General features: G+C 71.9%; 21 protein-coding genes. 7 read left to right on the top strand and 14 right to left on the bottom strand.

Going from position 1 to position 25,197, the window contains the following annotated elements; genetic code table 11:
- Positions 1-249 precede the first annotated feature (249 nt).
- The 4 genes from ACH45E_RS41985 to ACH45E_RS41970 form a co-directional block, all read right to left on the bottom strand.
- Positions 250-1,014, bottom strand: a complete 765-nt coding sequence (locus ACH45E_RS41985; RefSeq protein ID WP_361454773.1) for an SDR family NAD(P)-dependent oxidoreductase — start codon at positions 1,012-1,014, stop codon at positions 250-252.
- A 32-nt stretch (positions 1,015-1,046) separates the two neighbouring features.
- Positions 1,047-1,892 (bottom strand): DNA-formamidopyrimidine glycosylase family protein, encoded by an 846-nt coding sequence (locus ACH45E_RS41980; RefSeq protein WP_361454770.1) that lies wholly within the window; start codon positions 1,890-1,892, stop codon positions 1,047-1,049.
- A gap of 57 nt (positions 1,893-1,949) precedes the next feature.
- Positions 1,950-6,908 (bottom strand): DEAD/DEAH box helicase, encoded by a 4,959-nt coding sequence (locus tag ACH45E_RS41975; RefSeq protein WP_361454767.1) that lies wholly within the window; start codon positions 6,906-6,908, stop codon positions 1,950-1,952.
- A gap of 92 nt (positions 6,909-7,000) precedes the next feature.
- Positions 7,001-7,954, bottom strand: a complete 954-nt coding sequence (locus tag ACH45E_RS41970; RefSeq protein WP_361454764.1) for a hypothetical protein — start codon at positions 7,952-7,954, stop codon at positions 7,001-7,003.
- 80 nt (positions 7,955-8,034) lie between these two features.
- Between ACH45E_RS41970 and ACH45E_RS41965 the strand changes: the two genes are divergently transcribed.
- Together ACH45E_RS41965 and ACH45E_RS41960 are read left to right on the top strand one after the other, a co-directional pair.
- A complete protein-coding gene (locus tag ACH45E_RS41965) occupies positions 8,035-8,229 on the top strand; it encodes a DUF3046 domain-containing protein (RefSeq protein ID WP_361454761.1) in 195 nt (64 codons plus the stop codon).
- Between the two features lie 60 nt (positions 8,230-8,289).
- On the top strand, positions 8,290-9,549 hold the full coding sequence (locus tag ACH45E_RS41960) for an AI-2E family transporter (RefSeq protein WP_361454758.1): 1,260 nt from the start codon (positions 8,290-8,292) through the stop codon (positions 9,547-9,549).
- 40 nt (positions 9,550-9,589) lie between these two features.
- Here the strand turns inward: ACH45E_RS41960 and ACH45E_RS41955 are convergent, their stop codons facing one another.
- Entirely contained in the window at positions 9,590-10,333 is a 744-nt protein-coding gene (locus ACH45E_RS41955) for a hypothetical protein (protein ID WP_361454755.1), read from the bottom strand.
- 280 nt (positions 10,334-10,613) lie between these two features.
- On the opposite strand from ACH45E_RS41955, the gene recA reads away from it, so the two are divergent.
- The 3 genes from recA to ACH45E_RS41940 all read left to right on the top strand — a co-directional run bounded on the left by recA (position 10,614) and on the right by ACH45E_RS41940 (position 15,227).
- Positions 10,614-11,741, top strand: coding sequence for a recombinase RecA (gene recA / locus ACH45E_RS41950; protein WP_361454752.1), 1,128 nt, complete (start codon positions 10,614-10,616; stop codon positions 11,739-11,741).
- 3 nt (positions 11,742-11,744) lie between these two features.
- On the top strand, positions 11,745-12,518 hold the full coding sequence (recX, locus tag ACH45E_RS41945; RefSeq protein WP_361454749.1) for a recombination regulator RecX: 774 nt from the start codon (positions 11,745-11,747) through the stop codon (positions 12,516-12,518).
- Between the two features lie 180 nt (positions 12,519-12,698).
- The gene (locus tag ACH45E_RS41940; protein ID WP_361454746.1) at positions 12,699-15,227 is read left to right on the top strand and encodes an ABC transporter permease; all 2,529 of its coding nucleotides are present in this window, start codon (positions 12,699-12,701) and stop codon (positions 15,225-15,227) included.
- Between the two features lie 12 nt (positions 15,228-15,239).
- Here ACH45E_RS41940 and ACH45E_RS41935 read toward each other — a convergent pair whose 3' ends face one another.
- The 8 genes from ACH45E_RS41935 to ACH45E_RS41900 all read right to left on the bottom strand — a co-directional run bounded on the left by ACH45E_RS41935 (position 15,240) and on the right by ACH45E_RS41900 (position 21,757).
- Positions 15,240-15,677, bottom strand: coding sequence for a rhodanese-like domain-containing protein (locus ACH45E_RS41935; RefSeq protein ID WP_361454743.1), 438 nt, complete (start codon positions 15,675-15,677; stop codon positions 15,240-15,242).
- A complete protein-coding gene (locus ACH45E_RS41930) occupies positions 15,674-16,201 on the bottom strand; it encodes a cysteine dioxygenase (protein WP_361454740.1) in 528 nt (175 codons plus the stop codon). The genes ACH45E_RS41935 and ACH45E_RS41930 overlap by 4 nt, the downstream gene beginning before the upstream one ends.
- Positions 16,202-16,273: 72 nt before the next feature.
- Entirely contained in the window at positions 16,274-16,321 is a 48-nt protein-coding gene (locus ACH45E_RS41925; protein WP_309506048.1) for a hypothetical protein, read from the bottom strand.
- A gap of 118 nt (positions 16,322-16,439) precedes the next feature.
- On the bottom strand, positions 16,440-18,152 hold the full coding sequence (locus ACH45E_RS41920) for an FAD-dependent monooxygenase (RefSeq protein ID WP_361454738.1): 1,713 nt from the start codon (positions 18,150-18,152) through the stop codon (positions 16,440-16,442).
- A gap of 262 nt (positions 18,153-18,414) precedes the next feature.
- Positions 18,415-19,320 (bottom strand): amino acid ABC transporter permease, encoded by a 906-nt coding sequence (locus tag ACH45E_RS41915; protein WP_361454735.1) that lies wholly within the window; start codon positions 19,318-19,320, stop codon positions 18,415-18,417.
- Positions 19,317-19,982, bottom strand: coding sequence for an amino acid ABC transporter permease (locus ACH45E_RS41910; RefSeq protein ID WP_361454732.1), 666 nt, complete (start codon positions 19,980-19,982; stop codon positions 19,317-19,319). Before ACH45E_RS41910 ends, ACH45E_RS41915 begins: the two co-directional genes overlap by 4 nt.
- A gap of 73 nt (positions 19,983-20,055) precedes the next feature.
- Positions 20,056-20,901, bottom strand: a complete 846-nt coding sequence (locus ACH45E_RS41905; RefSeq protein ID WP_361454729.1) for a glutamate ABC transporter substrate-binding protein — start codon at positions 20,899-20,901, stop codon at positions 20,056-20,058.
- Positions 20,902-20,980: 79 nt separating this feature from the next.
- The gene (locus ACH45E_RS41900; RefSeq protein WP_361454726.1) at positions 20,981-21,757 is read right to left on the bottom strand and encodes an amino acid ABC transporter ATP-binding protein; all 777 of its coding nucleotides are present in this window, start codon (positions 21,755-21,757) and stop codon (positions 20,981-20,983) included.
- A gap of 295 nt (positions 21,758-22,052) precedes the next feature.
- On the opposite strand from ACH45E_RS41900, the gene ACH45E_RS41895 reads away from it, so the two are divergent.
- A complete protein-coding gene (locus ACH45E_RS41895; RefSeq protein WP_361454723.1) occupies positions 22,053-22,739 on the top strand; it encodes a response regulator transcription factor in 687 nt (228 codons plus the stop codon).
- Between the two features lie 10 nt (positions 22,740-22,749).
- A complete protein-coding gene (locus ACH45E_RS41890) occupies positions 22,750-24,162 on the top strand; it encodes a HAMP domain-containing sensor histidine kinase (protein WP_361454720.1) in 1,413 nt (470 codons plus the stop codon).
- A 10-nt stretch (positions 24,163-24,172) separates the two neighbouring features.
- Here ACH45E_RS41890 and ACH45E_RS41885 read toward each other — a convergent pair whose 3' ends face one another.
- Entirely contained in the window at positions 24,173-25,171 is a 999-nt protein-coding gene (locus ACH45E_RS41885) for a TAXI family TRAP transporter solute-binding subunit (RefSeq protein WP_361454717.1), read from the bottom strand.
- Positions 25,172-25,197: the final 26 nt, after the last annotated feature.

Here is a 25,197-nt window from a genome sequence, read left to right as displayed (position 1 = left end):
AGTGAGCCGTTGGTGCGCCTCCCCGGCGGGTTCGGTGGCGTTCTAGCGTCCGGCTGGAGGAGGCGGCCATGGTGGGGCGGACAGTGCGCTGGGGAGTCGTCCTGGGACTCGGGACGGTGTGGTGGTGGGCCGCGGTACGGGTCGCCGTGGGGGACGGCGGTGTGGTCGAGGGGGCGGTCGTCACCGGGGGATGGGGGCTCAGTCTGCTGCCGGTGCACTGTGTGCCGAAGAAACGGTCGGCCGGAGGTCTTACCAGGGCATCGCCACACCACCGTTCGGACGCAGGATCTGGCCCGTCGTGAAGGACGACGCGTCGGACGCCAGGTGCAGCACGGCGTGCGCGATGTCGTCGGCCTCGCCGACCCGGCCGAGCGGGGACATGCGGGCCATCAGGGCCTCGGTGTGCGCTTGGGCCTCCTGGTCGTGGCGGTCGGTCATCGGCGTGCGGATCCAGCCGGGGGCGACCGCGTTGACGCGGATGCCGTGCCGGCCGACCTCGGCCGCCAGCGTCTTGGTGAGCTGGACCACGGCCGCCTTCGCCGCGCCGTAGCAGAGCAGCCCCGGTCCGCCGGTGTCGATCGCGCCCGAGGCCATGGTGATGATGCTGCCCCGGGTGTGCCGGGCGAGCATCAGCCGGGCCGCCTCCTGGCAGGCGTACAGCACGCCCTTGAAGTTGACGTTCAGCACCCGGTCGAGGTCCTCGTCCCGGGTCTCCAGGACCGGGCTGCTGTGCATGACGCCGGCGATCGCCGCCATCACGTCCAGCCGCTCGCAGGAGCGGACGGCCTCGCCGAGCCGGGCGCGGTCTGTGACGTCGAGGGGGTGGGTGCGGGCGGTGCCGCCGCGGTCCTCGATGAGGGCCGCCGTCTCGTGCAGGCCGTTCGCTTCCCGGTCGGCACAGTGCACCGTCGCGCCCGCCTCGGCGAGCAGGACGGCCGAGGCCCGGCCGATGCCGCCGGCGGCGCCGGTGACGAATGCGGTGCGTCCGGTGAGGTCGTACGCCTTGACGGGCATGCAGCGACGGTACGAGCGTTTCTGACGGATCGTCAATTGGCTGTGCGCCGATAGCGGTCCCGCCATGTCTGCGGCGCTCCCGGTACGGGGGCCGGGCCCCGCTGGCAGGTGGGGCACCAGTAGGTGGGGCGTTCCTGGGTGCCGTCGCCCTGGTCCGCCACCCGGACCGGCATGTGGCAGCGCAGGCAGGGGCGGGGGGCGCGGCCGTACACGAACAGGTCGTGGTGGCGGACTCCCGTGGTCTGCCGGACCGGGCGGTCGCGGTTCGCCTCGAGGAGTTTCTTGGCGAGGGCGGGCAGTTGGGCGGCGCGGTCCGCCGGGAGCGCGCCGACGGGGAGCCACGGGGTCACGCCGAGCAGAAAGCAGAGCTCGCTCTTGTAGACATTGCCGATGCCGGCGAGATTGCGCTGATCGAGCAGGGCCTCGCCGAGCGGGCGGGCGGGGTCGGCCAGCAGGCCGGCCAGGGCGCGTTCGGGGTCCCAGTCCGGGCCGAGCAGGTCGGGGCCGAGGTGCCCTACGACGCGTTCCTCCTCCCCGGTGCGCAGGAACTCCAGGACCTGAAGGCGGTAGCCGACGGCCGCGTGGTCGGCGGTGCCGAGGACGGCCCGGATCTGGTGGGCGGGGCCGCCCCGCCAGCGCTCGTCCGGGCCGTAGACCTTCCAGGAGCCCTCCATACGGAGGTGGGTGTGCAGCGTCAGGCCGCCCTCGATCCGGGTGAGCAGGTGTTTGCCGCGCGGGACGGTGCTCAGGACGGTCCGGCCGGTGAGGTCTACCGTGGCGTACTTCGGCACCCGGAAGTCGCTGCGGGTCAGCACCTTGCCCGCGAGCGCGCCGTGCAGCCGTCTCGCGGTCTGCCAGACCGTGTCACCTTCGGGCATGCGTCAAGGGTGACACGGCGGGGTGACCCGCGGCGGACCGTGTGGCTGCCCCGTGGATCAGGCCCTGAGCCGCAGGCCGCGCGGGGTGGCGATGAATCCCGCACCTTCCAGCAGGGTGCCGACGGGGGCGGTGAGGGCCGAGGCGCCGTTGACGCGCTCCACCGTGACCGTGCCGAGAGTGCCCGCGCGGGCGGCCGCCGCCAGGGCGTCCGCGGCCGAGCGCAGGCGGGGGTCGTCGGACGCCTCCCTGTCCGGCGCACCGGGCCAGGCCAGCAGCGTCTTGCCGCCGCGCTCCATGTACAGCGTCAGCTCGCCGTCGACGAGCACCACCAGCGAGCCCGCCTTGCGGCCCGGCTTGTGCCCCGCCCCGTCCGGCGGCTCGGGCCAGGGCAGGGCCGCGCCGTAGGCGTTCGCGGGATCGGCGGCGGCCAGGACGACCGCGCGGGAGTCGGGGGCCGAAGACGTACGGGTACGCGAGGCGCCGTAGCCGGAGCCGTACGGGGAGACGGGGCCGCCCCGGGGGCCGCCGTAGCCGGGCGAGGAGAGATCGGAGGGCGAGGAGAGATCGGAGGCGGCGTCGCGCGGGGAGACGTAGTCACCCGGGCCGGCGCGGTGGTCGGCCGGCCAGTCGAAGTCGGCGAAGTCCGCGATGCCGTGCTCGCCGTCGCCCTGGCCGAAGGGGTCCGCGTCCGGGTGGCTGCCGGGCATGCCGAAAGGCTGGGGAACGGCGCCCCCGGAACCCGGGCCGGGCAGCCCCTCGCCCCGGTCGCGCGCGTTGGACACCGCGCGCAGACGGTCCACGGCTCCGTCCATCGCGAACTGCGCGGCGCCGAGGCCCTCGACCACATAGCCGCGCCGGGCCTGTCCGGTCTCCTCGAAGGCGGACAGAATGCGGTACACGGCCGAGAAGCCGCCCTCCACGCCCTCCGCGGCGACCGCGCCCCGGGTGACCACGCCGTGCCGGTCGAGGAGGGCGCGGGCCAGGGCGTGGGCACGCACGGTCTGCTCCGGCTCGCGCTGGGGGAGCAGGGACCAGCGGCCCGCGACGGTCGGCGGCCCGCTGCGGGAGACGGGGCGGGCGGCGGCCGTCAGCGAACCGTAACGCCCGCGCGGGACAGCACGCTTGGCGCGATGGGCCGTGGAACCGGCGGTGCGGCCGGAGCCCAGCAGGGAGCGCATCGGGGCGAGCGTGTCGTTGGTGAGCCGCCCCGACCAGGACAGGTCCCAGACGGCGTCGGCGAGTTGGGGATCGGTGGCGTCGGGGTGGGTGGTGGCGCGGACCTGGTCGGCGATCTGACGGAAGAACAGGCCGTAGCCCGCCGACAGGGCGTCCAGGACCGACTGGTGAAGGGCGGTCAGCTCCAACGGGTGGGGCGGCGGCAGCAGCAGCGGGGCCGCGTCGGCCAGGTACAGCGAGACCCAGCCGTCCTTGCCGGGCAGCGCGCCCGCGCCCGCCCACACCACCTCTCCGGCGGCGGTGAGCTCGTCGAGCATCGACGGGGTGTAGTTCGCCACGCGGGACGGCAGGACCAGCTTCTCCAGGGCGGACGCGGGCACGGACGCGCCCTGCAACTGCTCCACGGCGCGCACCAGTCCGTCGACGCCGCGCAGGCCGTGGCCCTTGCCGATGTGCTGCCACTGCGGCAGGAACTGCGCCAGCGCGGCCGGCGGCACCGGTTCCAGCTCGTGCCGCAGGGCGGCCAGGGACCGACGGCGCAGCCGGCGCAGCACGGCCGCGTCGCACCACTCCTGGCCGATGCCCGCGGGATGGAACTCACCTTGGACGACACGCCCGCCCGCGGCCAGCCGCTGCAACGCGCCCTCCGTGACCGCCACGCCCAGCCCGAAGCGGGCCGCCGCTGTGGTCGACGTGAACGGGCCGTGGGTGCGGGCGTAGCGGGCGAGCAGGTCGCCCAGCGGGTCCTTGACCGGTTCGGTGAAGGCCTCGGGGACGCCGACCGGCAGCGCCGTGCCGAGGGCGTCGCGCAGGCGGCCCGCGTCCTCGATCGCCGCCCAGTGGTCCGCGCCCGCGACGCGGACCCGGATGGCCCGGCGGGCGCCGGCCAGCTCCCGCGCCCAGTGCGGCTCGGCGCCCCGCTCGGCGAGCTCGGCGTCCGTGAGCGGCCCGAGCACCCGCAGGACGTCCGCGACGCCCTCGACGTCCTTGACGCGGCGGTCCTCGGCGAGCCACTGCAGCTCCCGCTCCAGCTCGGTCAGCACCTCCGCGTCCAGCAGCTCGCGCAGCTCGGCCTGGCCCAGCAGCTCGGCCAGCAGCCGGGAGTCCAGCGACAGAGCGGCCGCGCGGCGCTCGGCGAGGGGGGAGTCGCCCTCGTACAGGAACTGGGCGACGTACCCGAAGAGCAGGGAGCGGGCGAAGGGCGAGGGCTCGGGTGTGGTGACCTCGACCAGGCGGACCTTGCGGGACTCGAGGTCGCCCATCAGCTCGACGAGCCCGGGGACGTCGAAGACGTCCTGGAGGCATTCGCGGACCGCCTCCAGGACGATCGGGAACGAGCCGAACTCGCTGGCCACCTGCAGCAGCTGGGCGGCGCGCTGACGCTGCTGCCACAGCGGTGTGCGCTTGCCGGGGTTGCGGCGCGGGAGCAGCAGGGCGCGGGCCGCGCACTCGCGGAAGCGGGCCGCGAACAGCGCCGAGCCGCCGACCTGGTCGGTGACGACCTGGTCGACCTCGCCCTTGTCGAAGGCGACGTCCGCCGCGCCCACGGGGGCCTGGTCGGCGTCGTACTCCGTACCCGGGGACGCGCCGGCCTTCGTCGGTCCCTGGTCGAGCAGGTCCAGGCCCATGAGGTCGGCGTCCGGCAGGCGCAGCACGATGCCCTCGTCGGCGTGCATGACCTGGGCGTCCATGCCGTACCGCTCGGACAGGCGGGCGCCGAGCGCCAGCGCCCACGGGGCGTGCACCTGGGCGCCGAAGGGGGAGTGCACGACCACGCGCCAGTCGCCGAGCTCGTCGCGGAAGCGCTCCACGACGATTGTGCGGTCGTCCGGGACGTGACCGCAGGCCTCACGCTGCTCGTCCAGGTACGACAGGACGTTGTCCGCCGCCCACGCGTCGAGGCCGGCCGCGAGGAGCCGCAGCCGGGCGTCGTCCTTGGGCAGTGAGCCGACCTCGCGCAGGAACGCGCCCACCGCACGGCCCAGTTCCAGCGGGCGGCCCAGCTGGTCGCCCTTCCAGAAGGGCAGCCTGCCCGGCACGCCCGGCGCGGGGGAGACCAGGACGCGGTCGCGCGTGATGTCCTCGATGCGCCAGGAGCTCGTACCGAGCGTGAAGACGTCGCCGACCCGGGACTCGTAGACCATCTCCTCGTCGAGTTCGCCGACCCGGCCGCCGCCCTTCTTGGGGTCGGCGCCGGCGAGGAAGACACCGAAGAGCCCACGGTCGGGGATCGTGCCCCCGGAGGTGACCGCGAGGCGCTGGGCGCCCGGGCGGCCGGTGACGGTGCCGGTCACGCGGTCCCACACCACGCGCGGGCGCAGCTCGGCGAAGGCGTCGGAGGGGTAGCGGCCCGCGAGCATGTCCAGGACGGCCGTGAACGCGGACTCGGGGAGCGACGCGAAGGGGGCGGCGCGGCGGACCGTGGCGAGCAGGTCGTCGAACTGCCAGCTGTCCAGCGCCGTCATCGCGACCAGTTGCTGGGCGAGGACGTCCAGGGGATTCGCGGGGACCTTCAGGGACTCGATGGACCCGGAACGCATCCGCTCGGTGACCACCGCGGCCTGGACCAGGTCTCCTCGGTATTTGGGGAAGACCACACCGGTGGAGACCGCGCCCACCTGGTGCCCCGCGCGGCCGACACGCTGGAGGCCGGAGGCCACGGAGGGCGGGGACTCGACCTGGACGACGAGGTCGACGGCGCCCATGTCGATGCCCAGCTCGAGGCTGGAGGTGGCGACCACGGCCGGGAGACGGCCGGCCTTGAGGTCCTCCTCGACCAGGGCGCGCTGCTCCTTGGAGACCGATCCGTGGTGGGCGCGCGCGATGACCGGGGGCGCGCCATGGGCCGCGCCGGAGCCGCCCATGAGTTCGGCCGGCGAGTGGTGCTCGTCCAGGGGTTCGCCGGTCGCCCGCTCGTACGCGATCTCGTTGAGCCGGTTGCACAGGCGCTCCGCGAGCCGCCTGGAGTTGGCGAAGACGATCGTGGAGCGGTGGGCCTGGACCAGGTCGGTGATCCGCTCCTCGACGTGCGGCCAGATCGACGGCCGCTCCGCGCCCTCGCTGCCGTCGGCGACCGGGGAGCCGCCCAGCTCGCCCAGGTCCTCGACCGGGACGACGACGGACAGGTCGAACTCCTTGCCGGACTCCGGCTGGACGATCTCCACCTTGCGGCGAGGCGAGAGATAGCGGGCCACCTCGTCCACCGGGCGGACCGTCGCGGACAGGCCGATGCGGCGGGCCGGCCTCGGCAGCAGCTCGTCGAGGCGCTCCAGGGACAGCGCGAGATGCGCGCCGCGCTTGGTGCCCGCGACCGCGTGCACCTCGTCCAGGATCACCGTCTCCACGCCGGTCAGCGCGTCGCGCGTGGCCGACGTCAGCATCAGGAACAGGGACTCCGGGGTGGTGATCAGGATGTCCGGCGGCCGCGTGGACAGGGCGCGGCGCTCGGCGGCCGGGGTGTCGCCGGAGCGGATGCCGACCTTGACCTCGGGCTCGGGCAGGCCAAGGCGCACGGATTCCTGGCGGATGCCGGTCAGCGGGCTGCGCAGATTGCGCTCCACGTCGACCGCGAGGGCCTTCAGCGGAGACACGTACAGCACGCGGCAGCGCTTCCTCGGATCCGCCGGCGGAGGCGTCGAGGCGAGCTGGTCCAGGGCGGCGAGGAACGCGGCCAGCGTCTTGCCCGAACCGGTCGGCGCGACCACCAGCACGTCCGAGCCCTCCCCGATGGCCCGCCACGCCCCCGACTGGGCCGCCGTGGGCGCGGAGAAGGCCCCCGTGAACCAGCCGCGGGTCGCGGGGGAGAAGCCGTCGAGGGCCCGGTGTGCGGAGCTGACCATGCGTCCATCCTGCACCCCGGCTCTGACAATCGCCCTGACCTGGGGAAACGCGTTCCGTCGAGCGACCGTGGGCGGGTGCGGAGGGGTACCGGTCAGCCCATGAATCGCCCGTACGCCCTGAGCGTGCGCAGGGCGTCGATCGTCACCATGGGGCGGGCCTCCAGGGCGGTGCCGGGTGCCCACTGGCGCCACCGGACGGGCCAGCCGCCGTCCTCCTGCTGGTCCGCGGCCAGGAAGTCCAGGGAGCGGGCCATCTCGTCGTCGGTGAACCAAAGACGTGCGAGGGACTGGGGGGTCCTGGCGAAGTCGTGCGGGAAGTGGTGCTCGCCCGGGGCGTATCCGGCAGCGACCGGGTACTCACCGAGGCGCTCCGGATCGAGCGCGGCGAGCCGGTGCTCACGCACCAGACGGCCGAGGCGGTCGGCGGCCGCCTCCGCGCGCGGGCGGTCGGGTGCCGAGTCGAGGAAGGCCACGGCGGCCTCGATCTCGTAGGGGTGGGACTTCTCCAGGGACTCCACCGCCCGCCAGCAGAAGTCGGTGGCCCGGAACAGCCAGGCATGCCACACACCATTGCGGTGCAGCAGGCCCACCACCGGCCCGGTGGCGAGGAGTTCACTGGGCGGGTCGTCGACGACGGGGATGAAGGGCGCCGCCGGATAGCCGCGCTGGCCGGGACGGACGGCGGGCAGCGCGCCGTCCGCGGTGGAGACGGAGGTCAGATAGCGGCACACGCGCTCCACCCGCTGCCCGCCGCACCGCCCGACGGCGTCCAGCACACGCAGCGCGTGGCCGGTGTGCAGCGGCTGGCTGACCGGGCCGCGCAGATCGGGTTCCAGCGCGTGGCCGTACCCGCCGTCCTCGTTGCGGTAGGCGTCCAGCGCCGTCTCCACCGGATCGGCGCCGCCGTTCAGGAAGTGGTACGCGAAGAGGCGCTGCTCCAGCACACGCGCGGTGAGCCAGACGAAATGCTCGGCACGGAAGAGCGGGGAGTGCGCGGAGGGGGCGGCGGGGCGTGGGGGGAGTGGGGAAGCTCCTGTTTCGGGCATGCGTCAGACCGTAGGACGGAAAGCGGTCTCGGCAGGCGGTCCTGGACGGGGCCCACCCCCAGGGGCGGGATACTGAAGTCATGCGGTTGACGGTCTTCTGGCAGCGGATGGCGGATCACTTCGGTGCGGGGTACGCCGACACCTTCGCGCGCGACCACGTGATGTCGGAGCTCGGCGGACGCACGGTGCACCAGGCGCTCGCGGAGGGCTGGGAGGCCAGGGAGGTGTGGCGCGTGGTCTGCGCCGTCATGAACGTTCCGGGGGAGAGGCGCTGATCCGTCACGGAGATCGCAGGGGTGTGCCGGGTTGTCGGTGGCGTGGGCGAGACTTGCACCGTGGCACCCACTGACGACACAGGGCAGACCGCCCAGCAGGCACCCCCTTCCGGTACGACGCCGTCCCCCCGGCCCCCGGCCGACGGCGCCGCCGCGCCGGTCGCGCGCATGCCGCGCTGGCTGCCGCGCGCCATGGTGCTCGCGCTCGCCCTCATCGCCTCCTTCCAGCTGGGCAGCTGGGCCTTCCACCAGCTGACCGGCCTGTTGATCAACATACTCATCGCGTTCTTCCTGGCCCTCGCCATAGAACCCGCGGTGAGCCGGATGGCCGCCCGCGGCATGCGCCGCGGGCTCGCCACCTTCCTGGTCTTCCTCGGCCTGATGATCGTGACCGCGGGGTTCGTCACACTGCTCGGCTCGATGCTCGCGGGCCAGATCATCAAGATGGTCGAGGGATTCCCGCAGTACCTCGACTCGGTCATCCACTGGGTCAACCAGACCTTCCACACCAAGCTCAGACGAGTCGACGTCCAGGAGGGCCTGCTCCACTCCGACTGGCTGCGCAAGTACGCGCAGAACAGCGCCGCCGGTGTGCTCGACGTGTCCGCCCAGGTGCTCGGCGGCCTGTTCCAGCTGCTGACGATCACGCTGTTCTCGTTCTACTTCGCCGCCGACGGGCCGCGACTGCGCCGGGCGATCTGTTCCGTCCTGCCGCCCGCCCGCCAGGCCGAGGTGCTGCGCGCGTGGGAGATAGCCGTCGACAAGACCGGCGGCTACCTGTACTCGCGCGGCCTGATGGCGCTCATCTCGGGGATCGCGCACTACATCCTGCTCCAGGCCCTGGGCGTGCCGTACGCGCCCGTGCTGGGTGTCTGGGTGGGCCTGGTCTCCCAGTTCATCCCCACCATCGGCACCTATCTCGCGGGCGCCCTTCCCATGCTGATCGCGTTCACCGTCGCCCCCTGGTACGCGGTGTGGGTGCTGGTGTTCGTCGTGATCTACCAGCAGTTCGAGAACTACATGCTGCAGCCCAAACTGACCTCCAAGACCGTCGACATCCACCCGGCGGTCGCCTTCGGCTCGGTCATCGCGGGCACCGCCCTCCTCGGCGCCGTCGGCGCGCTGATCGCCATCCCCGCGGTCGCCACGCTCCAGGCGTTCCTGGGCGCGTACGTCAAGCGGTACGCCGTCACGGACGATCCCCGCGTCCACGGCCACCGCGGACGCGGGGCGGGCGGGCGGGGCCTGCTCACGCGCGCACGGCGGCTGTGGGCGAGGCCGCCGGAGACGCGGGCCTCCGAGGAGGGCGGCGGCTCCTGAGCACGTCCCTCGTCCGTGAGGACCTCGGCATGCGAGGACCTCAGTACGTGAGGACCGCCCACACCCCGGCCCCGGCCACGGCGGCCGCGTAGCAGCCGACCGCCGCGCCCACGGCCCGCTGCCGGGCCCGCTCGCTCCAGGAGGTCCGGGACAGCAGCCAGGCCAGCGCCGGCAGCACCAGGACGGCGTGCAGGCTCACCCCGTGCAGCGGCTTGAGCGGGGCCGTCGAGTGGTAGGCCGCCTCCTGATGGCCGGTCCGGCTGAGCATGACACCGCGCGCGATCATGGCGGCGCCGGAGGCCAGTGCCACGAGCAGGAACGCGAACCCGGACCGCACCGCGAGCGGCATGCCGACGGGGCCCGTCGGCCGGTGCCGGAAGGACACCACGGCGAGGACGGTGAGCAGCGCCACTAGGACACCGCCGCCGACCGCGAGGGTCATGGACACCGCCGTGTCGAAGGGGGTCTCCATGTCGAGGTGCGAGGGCACCCGGCGCCAGGCCTGGAGGGTGATACCGCCGACCTCCACCACGCAGTCGGCGGCGAACACGACGAGCAGGGCCGTGCGCAGCCGCGAGCCGACGCGCAGGTATGAGGTGACCCAGGTGACCGCGATCAGCGTCACACCGAAGGAGAGCCCGAAGGTAACGGGCTTGCGCCAGGAGACAGGCCCCTCCCAAGGGCCGCCGTCGACCGCGAACACCAGCAGGTGCGCGAGGCCGGAGAGGACGAGGAGTACACCGGTCGTGTGGCAGAGGCGCTCGGCGGGGCGCGGATTCTTCATGGGCCAAAGGCTCCCGGGAGCGCCCTCGCGCGGTCGTCGTCCGCCCGGAGGCACCCTTCGTACGCCCCGGGGAGTAGCGGGGTGGTGCGCTTGACACAAAAATCGAACATCTATTCTTATGGAGGCTCAGGCGAGGCTCCAGGTGGGGATTTCGACACGGTTTGAGTGGAGAAGGACCCGAGTTATCCACAGGCCGGACCGGCGTCGGGGCGCATTGTCAGTGGCAGGCGTTAGCGTCTTTGACGTGAAGCGATCGACTCAAGCAAACCGGGTGGAACCCATGGCAGGAACCGACCGCGAGAAGGCGCTCGACGCCGCGCTCGCACAGATTGAACGGCAATTCGGCAAGGGCGCGGTCATGCGCATGGGCGACCGGTCGATGGAGCCCATCGAGGTCATCCCGACCGGGTCGACCGCACTCGATGTCGCCCTCGGCGTCGGCGGCCTGCCGCGCGGCCGTGTGGTGGAGGTCTACGGGCCGGAGTCCTCCGGTAAGACCACCCTGACCCTGCACGCGGTGGCGAACGCACAGAAGGCCGGCGGCCAGGTCGCCTTCGTGGACGCGGAGCACGCCCTCGACCCCGAGTACGCGCGCAAGCTCGGCGTGGACATCGACAACCTGATCCTCTCCCAGCCGGACAACGGCGAGCAGGCCCTGGAGATCGTGGACATGCTGGTCCGCTCCGGCGCCCTCGACCTCATCGTCATCGACTCCGTCGCCGCGCTCGTCCCGCGCGCGGAGATCGAGGGCGAGATGGGCGACAGCCACGTCGGTCTGCAGGCCCGTCTGATGAGCCAGGCCCTGCGGAAGATCACCAGCGCGCTCAACCAGTCCAAGACCACGGCGATCTTCATCAACCAGCTCCGCGAGAAGATCGGCGTGATGTTCGGCTCCCCGGAGACCACGACCGGTGGCCGGGCGCTGAAGTTCTACGCCTCGGTGCGCATCGACATCCGCCGCATCGAGACCCTCAAGGACGGCACGGAGGCGGTCGGCAACCGCACCCGCTGCAAGGTCGTCAAGAACAAGGTCGCGCCGCCCTTCAAGCAGGCCGAGTTCGACATCCTCTACGGCCAGGGCATCAGCCGCGAGGGCGGCCTGATCGACATGGGCGTCGAGCACGGCTTCGTCCGCAAGGCCGGTGCCTGGTACACCTACGAGGGCGACCAGCTCGGCCAGGGCAAGGAGAACGCGCGCAACTTCCTGAAGGACAACCCCGACCTGGCCAACGAGATCGAGAAGAAGATCAAGGAGAAGCTGGGCGTGGGCGTGCGGCCGGAGGAGCCCGCCGCCGAGCCGGGCGCGGACGCCGCCGCCGGTGCCGCCACGGAGGACGCCGCCAAGGCGGTGCCCGCCCCGGCGGCCACCAAGGCCACCAAGCCCAAGGCCGCCGCTGCCAAGAGCTGACCCGTGACACGGCGAACCGACTGGGCCGAGTACGAATACGCCTCCCCCGGTGCCCCACGGGGGAGGGGCACCGGGGGCGACACGGGCTCCGCCCCGGACGGTGACAGCGGGTACGGGGGCGACGGGTACGGGGAGGAGCGGGCCCACGACGGCTCACGTGAGGCCGGGCCCCGTGGTGGGCGCGGGCGCCGTCGGCGCGGCTTCGGGGGGCCGTCCGCGCCCCGGGAAGACGAAGGCGCCCCTTCCTCGTCGAGGGCCGAGCGGGGGGAGTCTTCAGGGGACCCGGTTGAGCGGGCGCGGGCGATCTGCCTGCGTCTGCTCACCGGGACCCCGCGTACGCGCAAGCAACTCGCGGACGCCCTGCGCAAGCGGGAGATCCCCGAGGACGTGGCGGAGGAGGTGCTGTCGCGGTTCGAGGAGGTCGGGCTGATCGACGACGGGGCGTTCGCCGACGCCTGGGTGGAGTCCAGGCACCACGGCCGGGGGCTGGCCCGGCGTGCGCTTGCCCGGGAGCTGAGGACCAAGGGCGTCGACTCGACGCTGATCGACGACGCCGTCGCCCAGCTGGACTCCGAGCAGGAGGAGGCGACGGCCCGTGAACTCGTCGCCCGCAAGCTGCGGGCCACCCGTGGCCTCGACCGCGACAAGCGCATCCGACGCCTCGCCGGCATGCTCGCCCGCAAGGGCTACCCCGAGGGCATGGCCCTCCGGGTCGTCCGGCAGGCGCTGGAGGAGGAAGGCGAGGACGCGGAGTTCCTAGAGGACGAGGGCTACTGACCGGCGTTCGGCGGGGGCGGGTGCCGGACACCCGCCCGGCACACTCTCGCGCAGCGCGGGCCGTCGCCGATCCCGTCGACGACGGCCCGGTTTCCCGACGACGGGGGTGGGGTTAACCCCCTACGAAGACGCCGGAGCACCGCAGTGTGCGGACACCGGTGCGTCGACGACCGTGTACGCATGATGCTGCGCTACGCCTTACAGACCGTCCGTGCCCGCAAGGCGGGCTTCCTCGGGGCCTTCCTCGCCCTCATGTGCGCGGCCGCTCTCATCACCGCCTGCGGCACTCTGCTCGAGACCGGCCTGCGTGGCACGATCCGCACCGAGCGCTACGCGGCCGCCCCCGTCGTGGTCTCCGCCGACCAGAACGTGCACCGGACCATCGTCAAGCACAAGAAGGGCAAGACGAAGGTCAAGCACAAGGCGAAGCCCATCGCCGAGCGCGCCTGGCTGCCGGCGAACCTCGAGCACACCCTCGCCCACACCCCAGGAGTGGACCGCGTCGTCCCTGAACTCACCTTCCTCGCCCAGCCGTTGACCCCGGCCGGCACGGGCGGCCGTACCGCCTACGGGCACGCCTGGGACTCCGCCGCGCTGACGCCGTACCGGCTGACCGCGGGCACCGCACCCAAGACCGCCACCGACCTCGTCATCGACCGCTACCTCGCCGCACGCGCCCGTCTCGAGCCCGGCGACCACCTCACCGTCCAGTCGACCCAGGCCCCGCGCAGCTACCGGATCACCGGTATCGCCGCCCCGGCCGCGGACGTGAGCCACCAGACGTCCCTGTTCTTCTCCACCGGCGAGGCCCGCCGCCTGGCCGCGCACCCAGGGCAGGTCACCGCGTTCGGCGTGATCCCGGCTCAGGGCACCGACGCCGGCCGGCTCGAGCATGCCGTGGCCGACGCGCTGCACGGCACCACCGCTCAGGTCAGCGCCGGTGACGCACGCGGCCCCGTCGAGTTCCTGGACGCCGCCGCGGCCCGCGTCCGGCTGGTCAGCATGGGCGGCGCGATGGGCGGCACCTCACTGCTGGTGGCGGTCCTGGTGGTCGTCGGAACCTTCGCGCTCGGCGTGCAGCAGCGCCACCGGGAGCTCGCCCTGCTCCGCGCCATCGCCGCCACGCCCGGTCAGATCCGCAAGCTGCTCGGCCGGGAGGCCCTGATCGTCGGCGCCGCCGCCGGCACGGTGGGCGCGCTGCTCGGACTGCCGCTCGGCGGCTGGCTGCACGCAAGATTCGTCGCCAAGGGCGCCGTCCCTGCCACGCTCCAGCACACCACCGGTGTCTTTCCCCCGCTCGCCGCCCTCGCCGCGACTCTGTTCGGCGCATGGGCCGCCGCCCGGGTCGCCTCCCGCCGGATCACCCGTATCCGTCCGGCCGAGGCGCTGGCCGAGGCAAGGACCGAGCGCACCCGCCCCGCGTGGGGAAGGATCGTCGCGGGTCTGCTGCTCCTCTCCGGTGGTGTGGTCCTCGTCGTCGTGCTCACCGGTCTGCGCACCGAGCCCGCCTCGACGCCGGTGACCTTCCTGGCCGTCATCGTGCTGTCCACCTCCGTGGCCCTGCTCGGCCCGCTGCTGGTGCGGGCGGCCACGCTGCTGCTGTCCGGACCACTGCGGCTCAGCGGCCCCGGCGGCCGGCTCGCCACCGCCAACCTGCGCGGCAACGCCGCCCGGATGGCCTCCGTCGTCACCCCTCTCACCCTGCTCATCGGCATGACCTGCACCGTCCTGTTCGTCCAGTCGACCCTCGGCGACGCCGCCCGCGCCCAGGCACGCGAGGGCGTCCGTGCCGACTGGGTGGTGGCGGCCCAGGGGCCGGGCGTCCCGGCCGAGGCCGCCCGGCTGCTGCGCACGCACGACGACGCCGTCACCGAAGTCGTCCGCACGACCGTCCGCGTCGGCCTGGACAAATACCCGGCCCAAGGCGTCACCCCGGCGGGCCTCACCCGCACATGGGACCCGGACGTCACCGCCGGTTCCCTCAGCCGGCTCACCGCGCGCACCGTCGCCGTCAGCCAACTGGCCGCGGACCAGCAGCATCTCAAGCCCGGCAGCACCCTGAAGCTCACGCTCGGCGACGGCACACCCGCCACGCTGACCGTCGCCGCCGTCTACCGCCGGGGTCTCGGCTTCGGCGACGTGACCTTCGCGCACGACCTGGTCGCGCACCACGTCGACAACCCGCTCGCCTCCTCCGTGCTCGTCGCCACGACCCGTACACAGACACAACTCGCGACTACGCTCCGTAAGTTCCCGGGTCTCCGAATTCTTTCCCCGGCCGCCGCGGACTCCCTCGAGGCGGAACGGCAGCAGGCCAACGCCGAGGTCAACTTCCTGGCCATGGGACTGGTCCTCGTCTTCACCGCCATCGCCGTCGTCAACACGCTCGCCATGTCGGTGTCCGAGCGGGTCAGGGAGTTCGCCCTGCTCCGTCTCGCCGGGGCGACCCGCCGGCAGGTCCTGCGCATGCTGCGGACCGAGGCGCTGTCGGTGCTGCTCCTCGCCACATCGCTCGGCAGCGGCATCGCCCTCGCCGTCCTGACCGCTTTCAGCGTCGGCATGACGGGCCGGGCCGCGCCCGCGGTCACGCCCCTGCTGTACGTCACGGTCGTCGCGACCGCCGCCCTCCTCGCCCTCGTGGCCACCGCCCTGCCGGGGCGCGTGGCCCTCAGGGTGCCCGCGGTGAGGGTGGCGACGGCGAGGGAGTAGCCCGCCAGATCGTCAGGCGGTTTCCGACACCACAGGCGACACAGGCGACACAGGCACCACGGGCAGTCCCGCCGCCTTCCACGCCTGGAACCCGCCGACCAGGTCGGTCGCCCGGTCCAGTCCCAGCTGGTGCAGGGAGGCGGCGGCCAGACTGGACGCGTAGCCCTCGTTGCAGATCACCACGATGTGCAGGTCGTGACCGGTCGCCTCGGGAACCCGGTGGCTGCCCTGGGGGTCGAGGCGCCACTCGAGTTCGTTGCGCTCGATGACCAGGGCGCCGGGAATCAGGCCGTCCCGGTCGCGCAGGGCGGCGTACCGGATGTCGACCAGCAGCGCGTGGTCCGCCCGTGCCGCCTCGTACGCCTCCCGCGCCTCGATGCGCTGGTAGCCCGCGCGTACGCGCTCCAGCAACTCGTCGATGCCGGGCGGCTGTCCTGTCGTGCCGCTCACTGCCAGTCCTCCGGGCGTTCGACCTGCTCCAGCCGGAGCACCTGTCCGGTGCGACTGTAACGGCGGATCTGAGGCAGCGGCGGATAGTAGGCGTGCACGGAGATCGCGTGCCGCTCGGTGGACTCGTTGAGCACCTCGTGGACGTGGTGACGGCCGAAGGAACGGCCCTTGCCGGCCGGCAACCGCCGCTCGCGGTCCACGCCGTCGCTGAGCTCCAGGGTCTTCCAGCCGTCGGTGGGCAGCCGGGCGGCGAGCGAGCTCTCCTTCAGCTCGCCCGCCGCGGTGAGGAACGCACCGACCGATTCGGCGTGGTCGTGCCAACCGGTGCCGGTGCCCGGCGGCCAGCCGATCAGCCAGGCCTCGCTGCCGCCGGGGCCCTCGAGCCGCACCCAGGTACGGCCCTCCGGGTCGAGCGGGAGCGAGGCGATGAGTTCGGCGTCGGCAGCCGTACGCCGTACGAAGTCGAGGAGGTCCGCTTGCGTGGGTGCCGAAACGGCCGCGGACACGGGGGGAGAGACAGACACGTGCACCGTCCTGAAGAACGTTCGCCGAAGGGGCGCCCAACGGGGCGCCCGGAGAGAGAAGGGGAAGCGAATTCAGCAGGACGGGCGACACACGCAGCCCGCATAGCGGACGAGGTCCATATGGACCCTCCGCCACAGGCGCACATCAGTGTCGGTCATGGTCCGGAGTACACCATTGGCGGCGTCCACCGGTCAACTCACAGTCACTATGTGGACCACAGTGTGACTGTATGTGCGCTCAACGCGCGCCGGAGCCCGCCCCGGCCTGCGCTTCCGCGCCGGCATTGGCGTCAGCCTCCGAGTCCGCCTCACTCTTCTCCGCGGCCGGGCCGCCCACCGCCGCCTCCGCCGCCGTGTACAGATCGGCCGGGCGGACCCCGCTCAGCGCGGTCACCAGGTGACCGTCGGGGCGCACGAGCAGCACGCTGTGCGCGGGCGCACCCGGATAGCTCTCGGCGACCAGCAGCTCTGCGGGGTGCGGCAGCGCGGTCACCGCGCCCGCGAGCCGGGGCATGACTCCTGCGGTCACCCAGTGCTTGCGGTCCCACACGCCCGTGCCGGGCGCGATCAGGACGACCAGCAGCGCGCCACGGCCGAGCCGGTCCCGCAGTCGTACGAAGGTGCCGTCCTCCGCCGTGACCCGTACATCGCTCACCTGTGCGCCGGGCGGGGTGCCGACGGTGATCTCGCCCTCGAGGCGCGGCGGCGCGAGCGGCGAGTCGGCGTACGTCCCCGGCGCACCGAGTGGCCCTCGCCCCAGATGACCGTCCGTGAACAGCGCGTCCTGCCCCCGGGCGGTGCCGGGGACGTACGCGCGCAGCCCACCGCCGCCGCGCAGCACCGGCAGCGCCTGGTCGGCGGCCCGCAGTCTGGCGGCGATCACCGCGCGCCGCTCGGCCTGGTAGCTGTCGAGCAGCGGCTCGTGCGGGCCGTGGTGCCAGACGCGCGCCAGCTTCCAGGCGAGGTTGTCGGCGTCCCGGAGCCCCTCGTCCAGCCCCTGGGTGCCCAGCGCGCCGAGCAGATGGGCCGCGTCCCCGGCGAGCAGGACCCGGCCGGCGCGCCACCGGCGGGCGAGCCGGTGGTGCACCGTGTGGACTCCGGTGTCGAGGAGTTCGTACGGCGGTGTGGTGCCGTCCGTCCAGCCCGCGAGGGTCTCGCGGACACGGGCCACCAGCAGCTCGGGCGTGACCAGGTCCTTGCCCGGTGGCAACAGCCAGTCCAGCCGCCACACCCCGTCCGGGAGGGGGCGGGCGGTCACCTCCGCGGCCGAGGGTCCGGACGTCCGCCACGGCGGCATCCGATGGAACAACGCACGACCCGGCCAGGGAAGTTCCACGCGCAGGGCGGCTACGGCGTGTCGCTCCACCGCCGTACGGCCCGGGAAGCGGATGTCCTGCAGCTTGCGCACGGTCGAGCGGGGGCCGTCGCAGCCGACCAGGTAACTGCCGCGCCACCAGGTGCCGCCGGGCCCCCGGGTGTGCGCGGCGACGCCGGAACGCTCCTGCTCGATCGCGTCCACGCGGCTGTCCACGGCGACCTTCAGCAGCGGCTCACGAGCTGCGGCGGCACGCAGCGCGCCGGTCAGCACGTGCTGGGCGAGGTGCAGCGGAGCGGGGGCGGTGCCCCCGTCGGCCCCCTCCTCGGACACCACAGTGCCCTCGGTGGCCGCGGCCTCCTCACCAGGGGTGCCGAAGGTGATCTCACGCATCACCTGCTTGCGCCGCAATGACCGCCATCCGGCCCAGTGGACACCCCGCTCGCCGAGCGGGACGCCGGTCAGCCGCTCCATCAGCGCGGCGGTGTCCTCGCGCAGGACGACCGTGCGCGCGAGCCGTGGTTCGTCCTTGCCCGGCCCCTCGTCGAGGACGACGCACGGCACCTCCTGGCGGGCCAGCGCCAGCGCGAGCGTGAGCCCGACGGGCCCCGCCCCGACGATGATCACCGGGTCCACAGCGCGTCGCCCCCTGCCCGCAGCGGTGCCCTGACGGATGAGTGTGAACAAAAAGGTGGAGCAGGGTGCACGATCACAGAACGTATGCAACCTATTCGCGGTGATTGCGTCAAGCGACGGGGGGTGGTGGCGGTCGGGAAGATCAAGTCGCCCCTCGGGGCGGTCTGAGGTCGCGCGCCGGGTGGTGCGCGGAAAAGGGGTGGCACGCATGCGTGCCACCCCTTGGAAGACCGGACTCGGCCCGAGGGCCGAGCCAGGGACGTCAGAGCGCTCCCATGCCACCGCCCGCGCCCGTCCCTGCGGTGCCCGCGATCGACGCGTCGTCCGGCGCCAGCACCGCGCCGCTCGTCCTCTTGGCGCGCCGCAGGCGGCTCTCCAGCCAGGTGGCGAAGCTCGTGAGGGAGAAGTTGAGCGCCAGGAAGATCAGCGCCACGATGGTGAAGGAGGCGATGGTGTTGGCACCGTAGTAGCCGCTCATCGTGTTGGCCGCGGACATGAGCTCGGGGAAGGTGAGGACCGCGCCGCCCAGAGCCGTGTCCTTCACGATCACCACGAGCTGGCTGACGATCGCCGGGAGCATGGCGGTGACCGCCTGCGGCAGCAGGACGAGCCGCATCACCTGGTTCTTGCGCAGCCCGATCGCCATCGCGGCCTCGGACTGGCCCTTGGGCAGCGAGAGGATGCCGGCCCGGACGACCTCCGCGAGCACCGACGCGTTGTACAGCACGAGGCCGGTGACGACCGCGTACAGCGGACGGTCGTCCGAACTGATGTCGGTGTAGTCGGCGTACAGGGCGTTCCCGAAGATCATCAGGATCAGCACGGGAATGGCCCGGAAGAACTCGACCACGACCCCGGCCGGTACGCGGATCCAGACGTGGTCCGACAGCCGGGCTATGCCGAAGACGGCACCCAGCGGCAGCGCGATGACCATGGCGAGCGCCGCGGCCTTCAGCGTGTTCTGCAGACCGGGCCAGATGTACGCGGAATAGGCCTCGGTGCCGCCGAAGTACGGTTTCCACAGCACCCACTCCAGCTGGCCCTTGTCGGACAGGGAGCTGAAGACCCACCACAGGACGGCCGCGAAGGCGACCAGGAAGCCCACCGAGTACAGGACGTTGCGCCGCTTGGCACCGGGACCCTGGGCGTCGTACAGGACCGAGCTCATCGCTTCACCGCAACCTTCTTGCCCACCCAGCCGAGGATCAGACCGGTCGGCAGCGTCAGGCAGCAGAAGCCGAAGGCGATGACCGCGGAGATCGCCATCAGCTGGGCTTCCTTGTCGAGCATTTCCTTCATCACGTACGCCGCTTCCGCCACGCCGATCGCGGCGGCCACGGTCGTGTTCTTCGTCAGCGCGATCAGGACGTTGGTCAGCGGGCCGACCGCGGCCCGGAAGGCCTGCGGAAGGACGACCAGTGCCAGCACCTGGGTGAAGCTCAGACCGATGGCCCGCGCCGCCTCCGCCTGCCCCACCGGGACGGTGTTGATGCCGGAGCGCAGCGCCTCGCACACGAAGGCCGAGGTGTAGACGATCAGACCGAGCACGGCGAGCCGGAAGTTGATGTCCTTGACGAGGTCCGCGCCGAGGGTGATGTTCAGCGTATTGGCCAGGCCGAGTGAGGCGAACAGGATGATCACCGTGAGCGGGATGTTCCGCACGATGTTCACATAGGCGGTCCCGAAACCGCGCATCAGCGGCACCGGGCTGACCCGCATCGCGGCCAGCAGGGTGCCCCAGATCAGGGAGCCGACGGCGGACAGCAGAGCCAGCTGCACCGTCGTCCAGAAGGCTCCCAACACGTCATAATTGCCAACAAAGTCGAACACGATCTCCCGCGCTTCCGCGTGTAGGGATGCCCCCGGTGCGCCGCCGCTGGACGGCGCACCGGCGGGCACTGCCTCAGCTCTTGACGTCGCCGATCTTCGGGGCGGGCTCGTTCTTGTAGCCGGCCGGACCGAAGTTCTTGTCCACGGCCTTCTGCCAGGAACCGTCGGAGACCATCGACTCCAGCGCCTTGTTGATCTTGGCCTTGAGGTCGCTGCCCTTCTTGACGCCGATGCCGTAGTTCTCGTTGGTCATCTTGAGGCCGCCGAGCTTGAACTTGCCCTTGAACTGCGCCTGGGAGGCGTAACCGGCGAGGATCGAGTCGTCGGTGGTCAGGGCGTCGATGGCCTTGTTCTGCAGACCGGTGAGGCACGCGGAGTAGGTCGGGTACTCCTGGAGCTGCGCCTTGGGGGCGAGCTTGTCGTGGACGTTCTGCGCCGACGTGGAGCCGGTCACCGAACAGAGCTTCTTCTTGTTCAGGTCGGAAGGCGACTTGATGGTGTTGTCGTCCGCGCGGACCAGCACGTCCTGGTGGGCGAGCAGGTACGGGCCGGCGAAGTCGACCAGCTTCTGGCGCTCCGGGGTGATCGAGTAGGAGGCGGCGATGAAGTCGACGTCACCGCGCTTGAGCATGGTCTCGCGGTCGGCGCTCTTCGACTCCTTCCACTCGATCTGGTCCGCGCTGTAGCCGAGCTTCTTGGCCACGTACGTCGCCACGTCGACGTCGAAGCCCGCGTAGCCCTGCGGGGTCTTCTGGCCGATGCCGGGCTGGTCGTACTTGATGCCGATGGTGATCTTGTTGCCGCCACCGCTGCCGGAGGAGCCGCCCTCCTTGTCCTTCTTGTTCTCGCCGCACGCCGTGGCGGCCATGGCGAGGGCGAGCACGACGGCCGAGGCGGCGGTGACCTTGCGGAGCTTCATGGTGAACATCCTTCGTGTGGTGAGGAGATGCGGGCCCTCGGCCCGGGTGAGCACAGAGCTTGGGGTGGGGCGGCCGCCGTCAGTGGTGCAGGATCTTCGACAGGAAGTCCTTGGCACGGTCGCTGCGCGGATTGCTGAAGAACTGGTCGGGCGCAGCCTCTTCGACGATCCGGCCGTCCGCCATGAAGACCACTCGGTTTGCAGCCGATCGTGCGAAACCCATCTCATGGGTGACGACGATCATCGTCATGCCGTCCTGGGCGAGCTGCTGCATGACCTCGAGGACCTCGTTGATCATCTCGGGGTCGAGGGCCGAGGTCGGCTCGTCGAAGAGCATCACCTTCGGGCCCATCGCCAGCGCCCGGGCGATCGCCACACGCTGCTGTTGGCCGCCGGAGAGCTGCGCGGGGTACTTGTCGGCCTGGGTGCCCACACCGACCCGGTCGAGCAGGGCGCGGGCCTTGTCCTCGGCCTGCTTCTTGTCGATCTTGCGGACCTTGATCTGGCCCAGCATCACGTTCTCGAGCACGGTCTTGTGCGCGAAGAGGTTGAAGGACTGGAAGACCATCCCGACGTCCGCCCGCAACCGCGCCAGCTCCTTGCCCTCCTGGGGAAGGGGCTTGCCATCGATCGCGATGGTGCCCGAATCGACGGTCTCCAGCCGGTTGATGGTGCGGCACAGGGTGGACTTGCCGGACCCGGAGGGCCCGATGACCACGACGACCTCGCCGCGGGTGATCGTCAGATCGATGTCCTGGAGCACGTGCAACGCGCCGAAGTGCTTGTTGACGCTCTTCAGGACGACCAGTTCGCCGGTCGCGGCCACGTCTTCCTTGGCCACCGATACTTCGGTCATCGCTTTCAGGCTCCGTCCTCCTCGGTTTCGGAGGACAGTAGTGAGGCCGAGTGACCTGCGTCATTACATCTGAGGGGAATCTGAGCATCACGATCCGATAGCAATCGGACACGTGTCGTAGCAGTTCTCACCGGTGCGGTATCGGCCGGGTAACGGAAGTCGCGGGCAACCGGAACCCTCTTGACGCCGTCGTCGTCCATCAGCGTGACTGCCTTGGTGCACGCGCGCGTGCACGCGAGTTTTCACGGATTTCTACAAACAGAGACTACGACCGTTCGAACCGGAGGGGGCCGGGATGAGACTGCTGCTCGTCGAGGACGACAACCACGTCGCCGCCGCGCTGTCCGCGGTCCTCAAGCGGCACGGGTTCGACGTCACCCACGCGCGCAGCGGTGAGGAAGCCTTGCAGGCCCTCGTCCCGGAAGACGCCGGCTTCGGCGTCGTCCTGCTCGACCTGGGCCTGCCGGACCAGGACGGTTATGAGGTCTGCGGCAAGATCCGCAAGCGCACCAGCATCCCGGTGATCATGGTCACCGCCCGCTCCGACGTCCGTTCCCGCATCCACGGCCTCAATCTCGGCGCCGACGACTACGTGGTGAAGCCGTACGACACCGGGGAACTGCTCGCCCGGATCCACGCCGTCAGCCGGCGCACCGCCCACGAGGACGCCGGGCCGGGCGGCGAGAGCACCCTGCGACTCGGTCCCGTGCACATCGAACTGCCCACCCGCCAGGTCAGCGTGGACGGTTCGGTCGTCCAACTGACCCGCAAGGAGTTCGATCTCCTCGCCCTGCTCGCCCAGCGCCCCGGAGTGGTCTTCCGACGGGAACAGATCATCAGCGAGGTGTGGCAGACGAGCTGGGAGGGCACCGGGCGCACCCTGGAAGTGCACGTCGCCTCCCTGCGCGCCAAGCTGCGCATGCCCGCTCTGATCGAGACCGTACGCGGCGTCGGCTACCGCCTCGTCGCCCCGGCCGCCTAGCGGGGGACGGGTGCGCACCAGGCTCCTCCCGCTGCTCATCGTCCTGATGGCAGCCGTACTGCTCGCCCTCGGCTTCCCGCTCGCCGTCAGTGTGGCGGCGGCCCAGCAGCAGGGTGTGGTCGTCGACCGGATCGACGACACGGCCCGCTTCGCGGCGCTCGCCCAGTTCGTCACCGACGGGCCCGGCGAATCCGGGCGCACAGGCGTCGACGAGCGCACCGAGACCCTGCGCCGTGAACTCGCCAGCTACTACGGCGTCTACGGCATTCGCGCGGGCGTCTTCTACCGCAACGGTTCGGCGATGGCCAACGCGCCCGACGACTGGATCCTGCCCGACCGGGGCGTGATGCGGGACGCGTTCCAGGAAGCCCTGCTCAGCCGGCGCAGCCACGACCCGGAGCAGGTGTGGCCCTGGCAGCGCACGCGTCTCATCGTCGCCTCGCCGGTGATCCGGGACGGCGATGTCGTGGCGGTCGTGGTCACCGACTCGCCCACCGGCGCGATGCGCTCGCGGATCCTGCACGGCTGGCTGCTCATCGGCGCGGGCGAGATCGCCGCGATGCTGCTGGCCGTCGGCGCCGCACTGCGGCTGACCGGCTGGGTGCTCCTGCCCGTACGGGTCCTCGACGCCACCACCCACGACATCGCCACCGGACGCCTGAAGTCCCGGGTCGCGGTGGCCGGCGGGCCGCCGGAACTCAGGCGGCTGGCCCGGTCGTTCAACGAGATGGCGGACAACGTCGAGGACGTGCTGGAACAGCAGCGCGCCTTCGTCGCCGACGCCTCGCACCAGTTGCGCAACCCGCTCGCGGCGCTGCTGCTGCGTATCGAACTGCTCGCCCTCGAACTGCCCGAGGACAACGAGGAGATCGCCTCGGTCCGGACTGAGGGCAAGCGCCTCGCGCAGGTCCTCGACGACCTGCTCGACCTGGCGCTGGCCGAGCACGCCGAGGCGGACATCCGGCTCACGGACATCGGTCAGCTGGCCGCCGAGCGAGTGGCCGCCTGGGCACCGGCCGCCGAGGTGAAGGACGTCCGGCTGGTCGGCGACTGCCCGCCCGCCACCGGCTGGGCCGATCCGATCACGCTGTCCAGCGCGCTGGACGCGGTGATCGACAACGCGGTGAAGTTCAGCCCCGAGGGGGGCACGGTCGGGGTGACCGTCTCCTCCAACGGCGAGACCTCGACGGTCGTCGTCACGGACACCGGCCCCGGCCTCACCGACGAGGAACTCGCCCGGGTCGGCGACCGCTTCTGGCGCAGCGGCCGCCATCAGAACGTCAAGGGCTCGGGCCTGGGCCTGTCCATCACCCGCGCCCTGCTCACGGCGTCCGGCGGCTCGATCGCGTACGCCCACCACGAACAGCAGGGGCTGCGGGTGACGGTCACGGTGCCGAGGAACGGACCCACGCACCGGGATTGATCCAGAACCGCTAGGGCTTCACCGACCGGTAGTAGCGGCGCGCGCCCTCGTGCAGGGCGAGGGGGTCGGTGTAGATCGCCGTCCGCAGGTCGACGAGCTGGGCGGAGTGGACGTGGGCGCCTATGCCGTCACGGCTCTTGATGACGATGCGGGTGATCCACTCGGTGAGCCGGGGATCCATGTCCTTGCGGGTCATCAGCAGGTTGGACACCGCGATGGTCGCCACGGTCGAGGTCCGCCGCAGGGACGGGTAGGCCGACTCGGGCATGTTGGTCGTCCGGTAGTAGCGGGCGACGTCCCCCTGGGCGTGCAGCCTGGTGACCACCTCGCCGTCGATCGGAATGAACCGGAAGGGGAACTTCCTGGCGAGCTCGACCAGGCCGTTGGTGGGCAGCCCGCCCGACCAGAAGAACGCGTCGATCTTGTCGTGCCGCAGCCGGCCGGGTCCGGTGTCGATGCCGTCGGACATCGGGGTGATGTCCTTGTGGGGGTCGATCCCCGCGGCGTCCAGGACCCGGTCGGCGATCAGCCGGACGCCCGAGTTGGGCAGCCCGATCGCCACCCGCCTGTGCCGCAGGTCCGCCACGGTCGTGATGTCCGAGTCGCGCGGCACGATCAGCTGCACGTAGTCGTCGTAGAGCCGCGCCACACCGCGCAGCTGCCCGGCGCCACTGCGGTGCTCCAGCTCGTACGTCTCCACCGCGTCGGCCGCCGCGATGGTGAAGTCGGCCTCCCCCGTGGCCACGCGCCGCACGTTCTGCTGCGAGCCGGCGCTCTCCAGCAGCTTCACCTTCAGACCCGGCATGTCCTTGCCGAACTCCTTGCGCAGCCGGTCGCCGTACTCCTGGTAGACGCCCCGGGAGCCCCCGGTGCTGAAGGTGATCGTCCCGCTCGGCGGGTCCTCGCCCAGGGGCAGCAGCCACCACAGCAGCAGCCCGAAAACCACGAAGCAGGCGGCCACGCCCTGGAGGGCCCGGCGCCTGCCGATACGGGGGAACACCTTGGACATGCGCGCGATCCTGCCAGCCGCCCGCG

This window comes from Streptomyces sp. NPDC020299 (genome assembly GCF_044387825.1).
Taxonomy (GTDB): Bacteria; Actinomycetota; Actinomycetes; order Streptomycetales; family Streptomycetaceae; genus Streptomyces.
The sequence above is the reverse complement of the archived record's forward strand: the minus strand, read 5'-3'. Positions and strand labels throughout refer to the sequence as shown.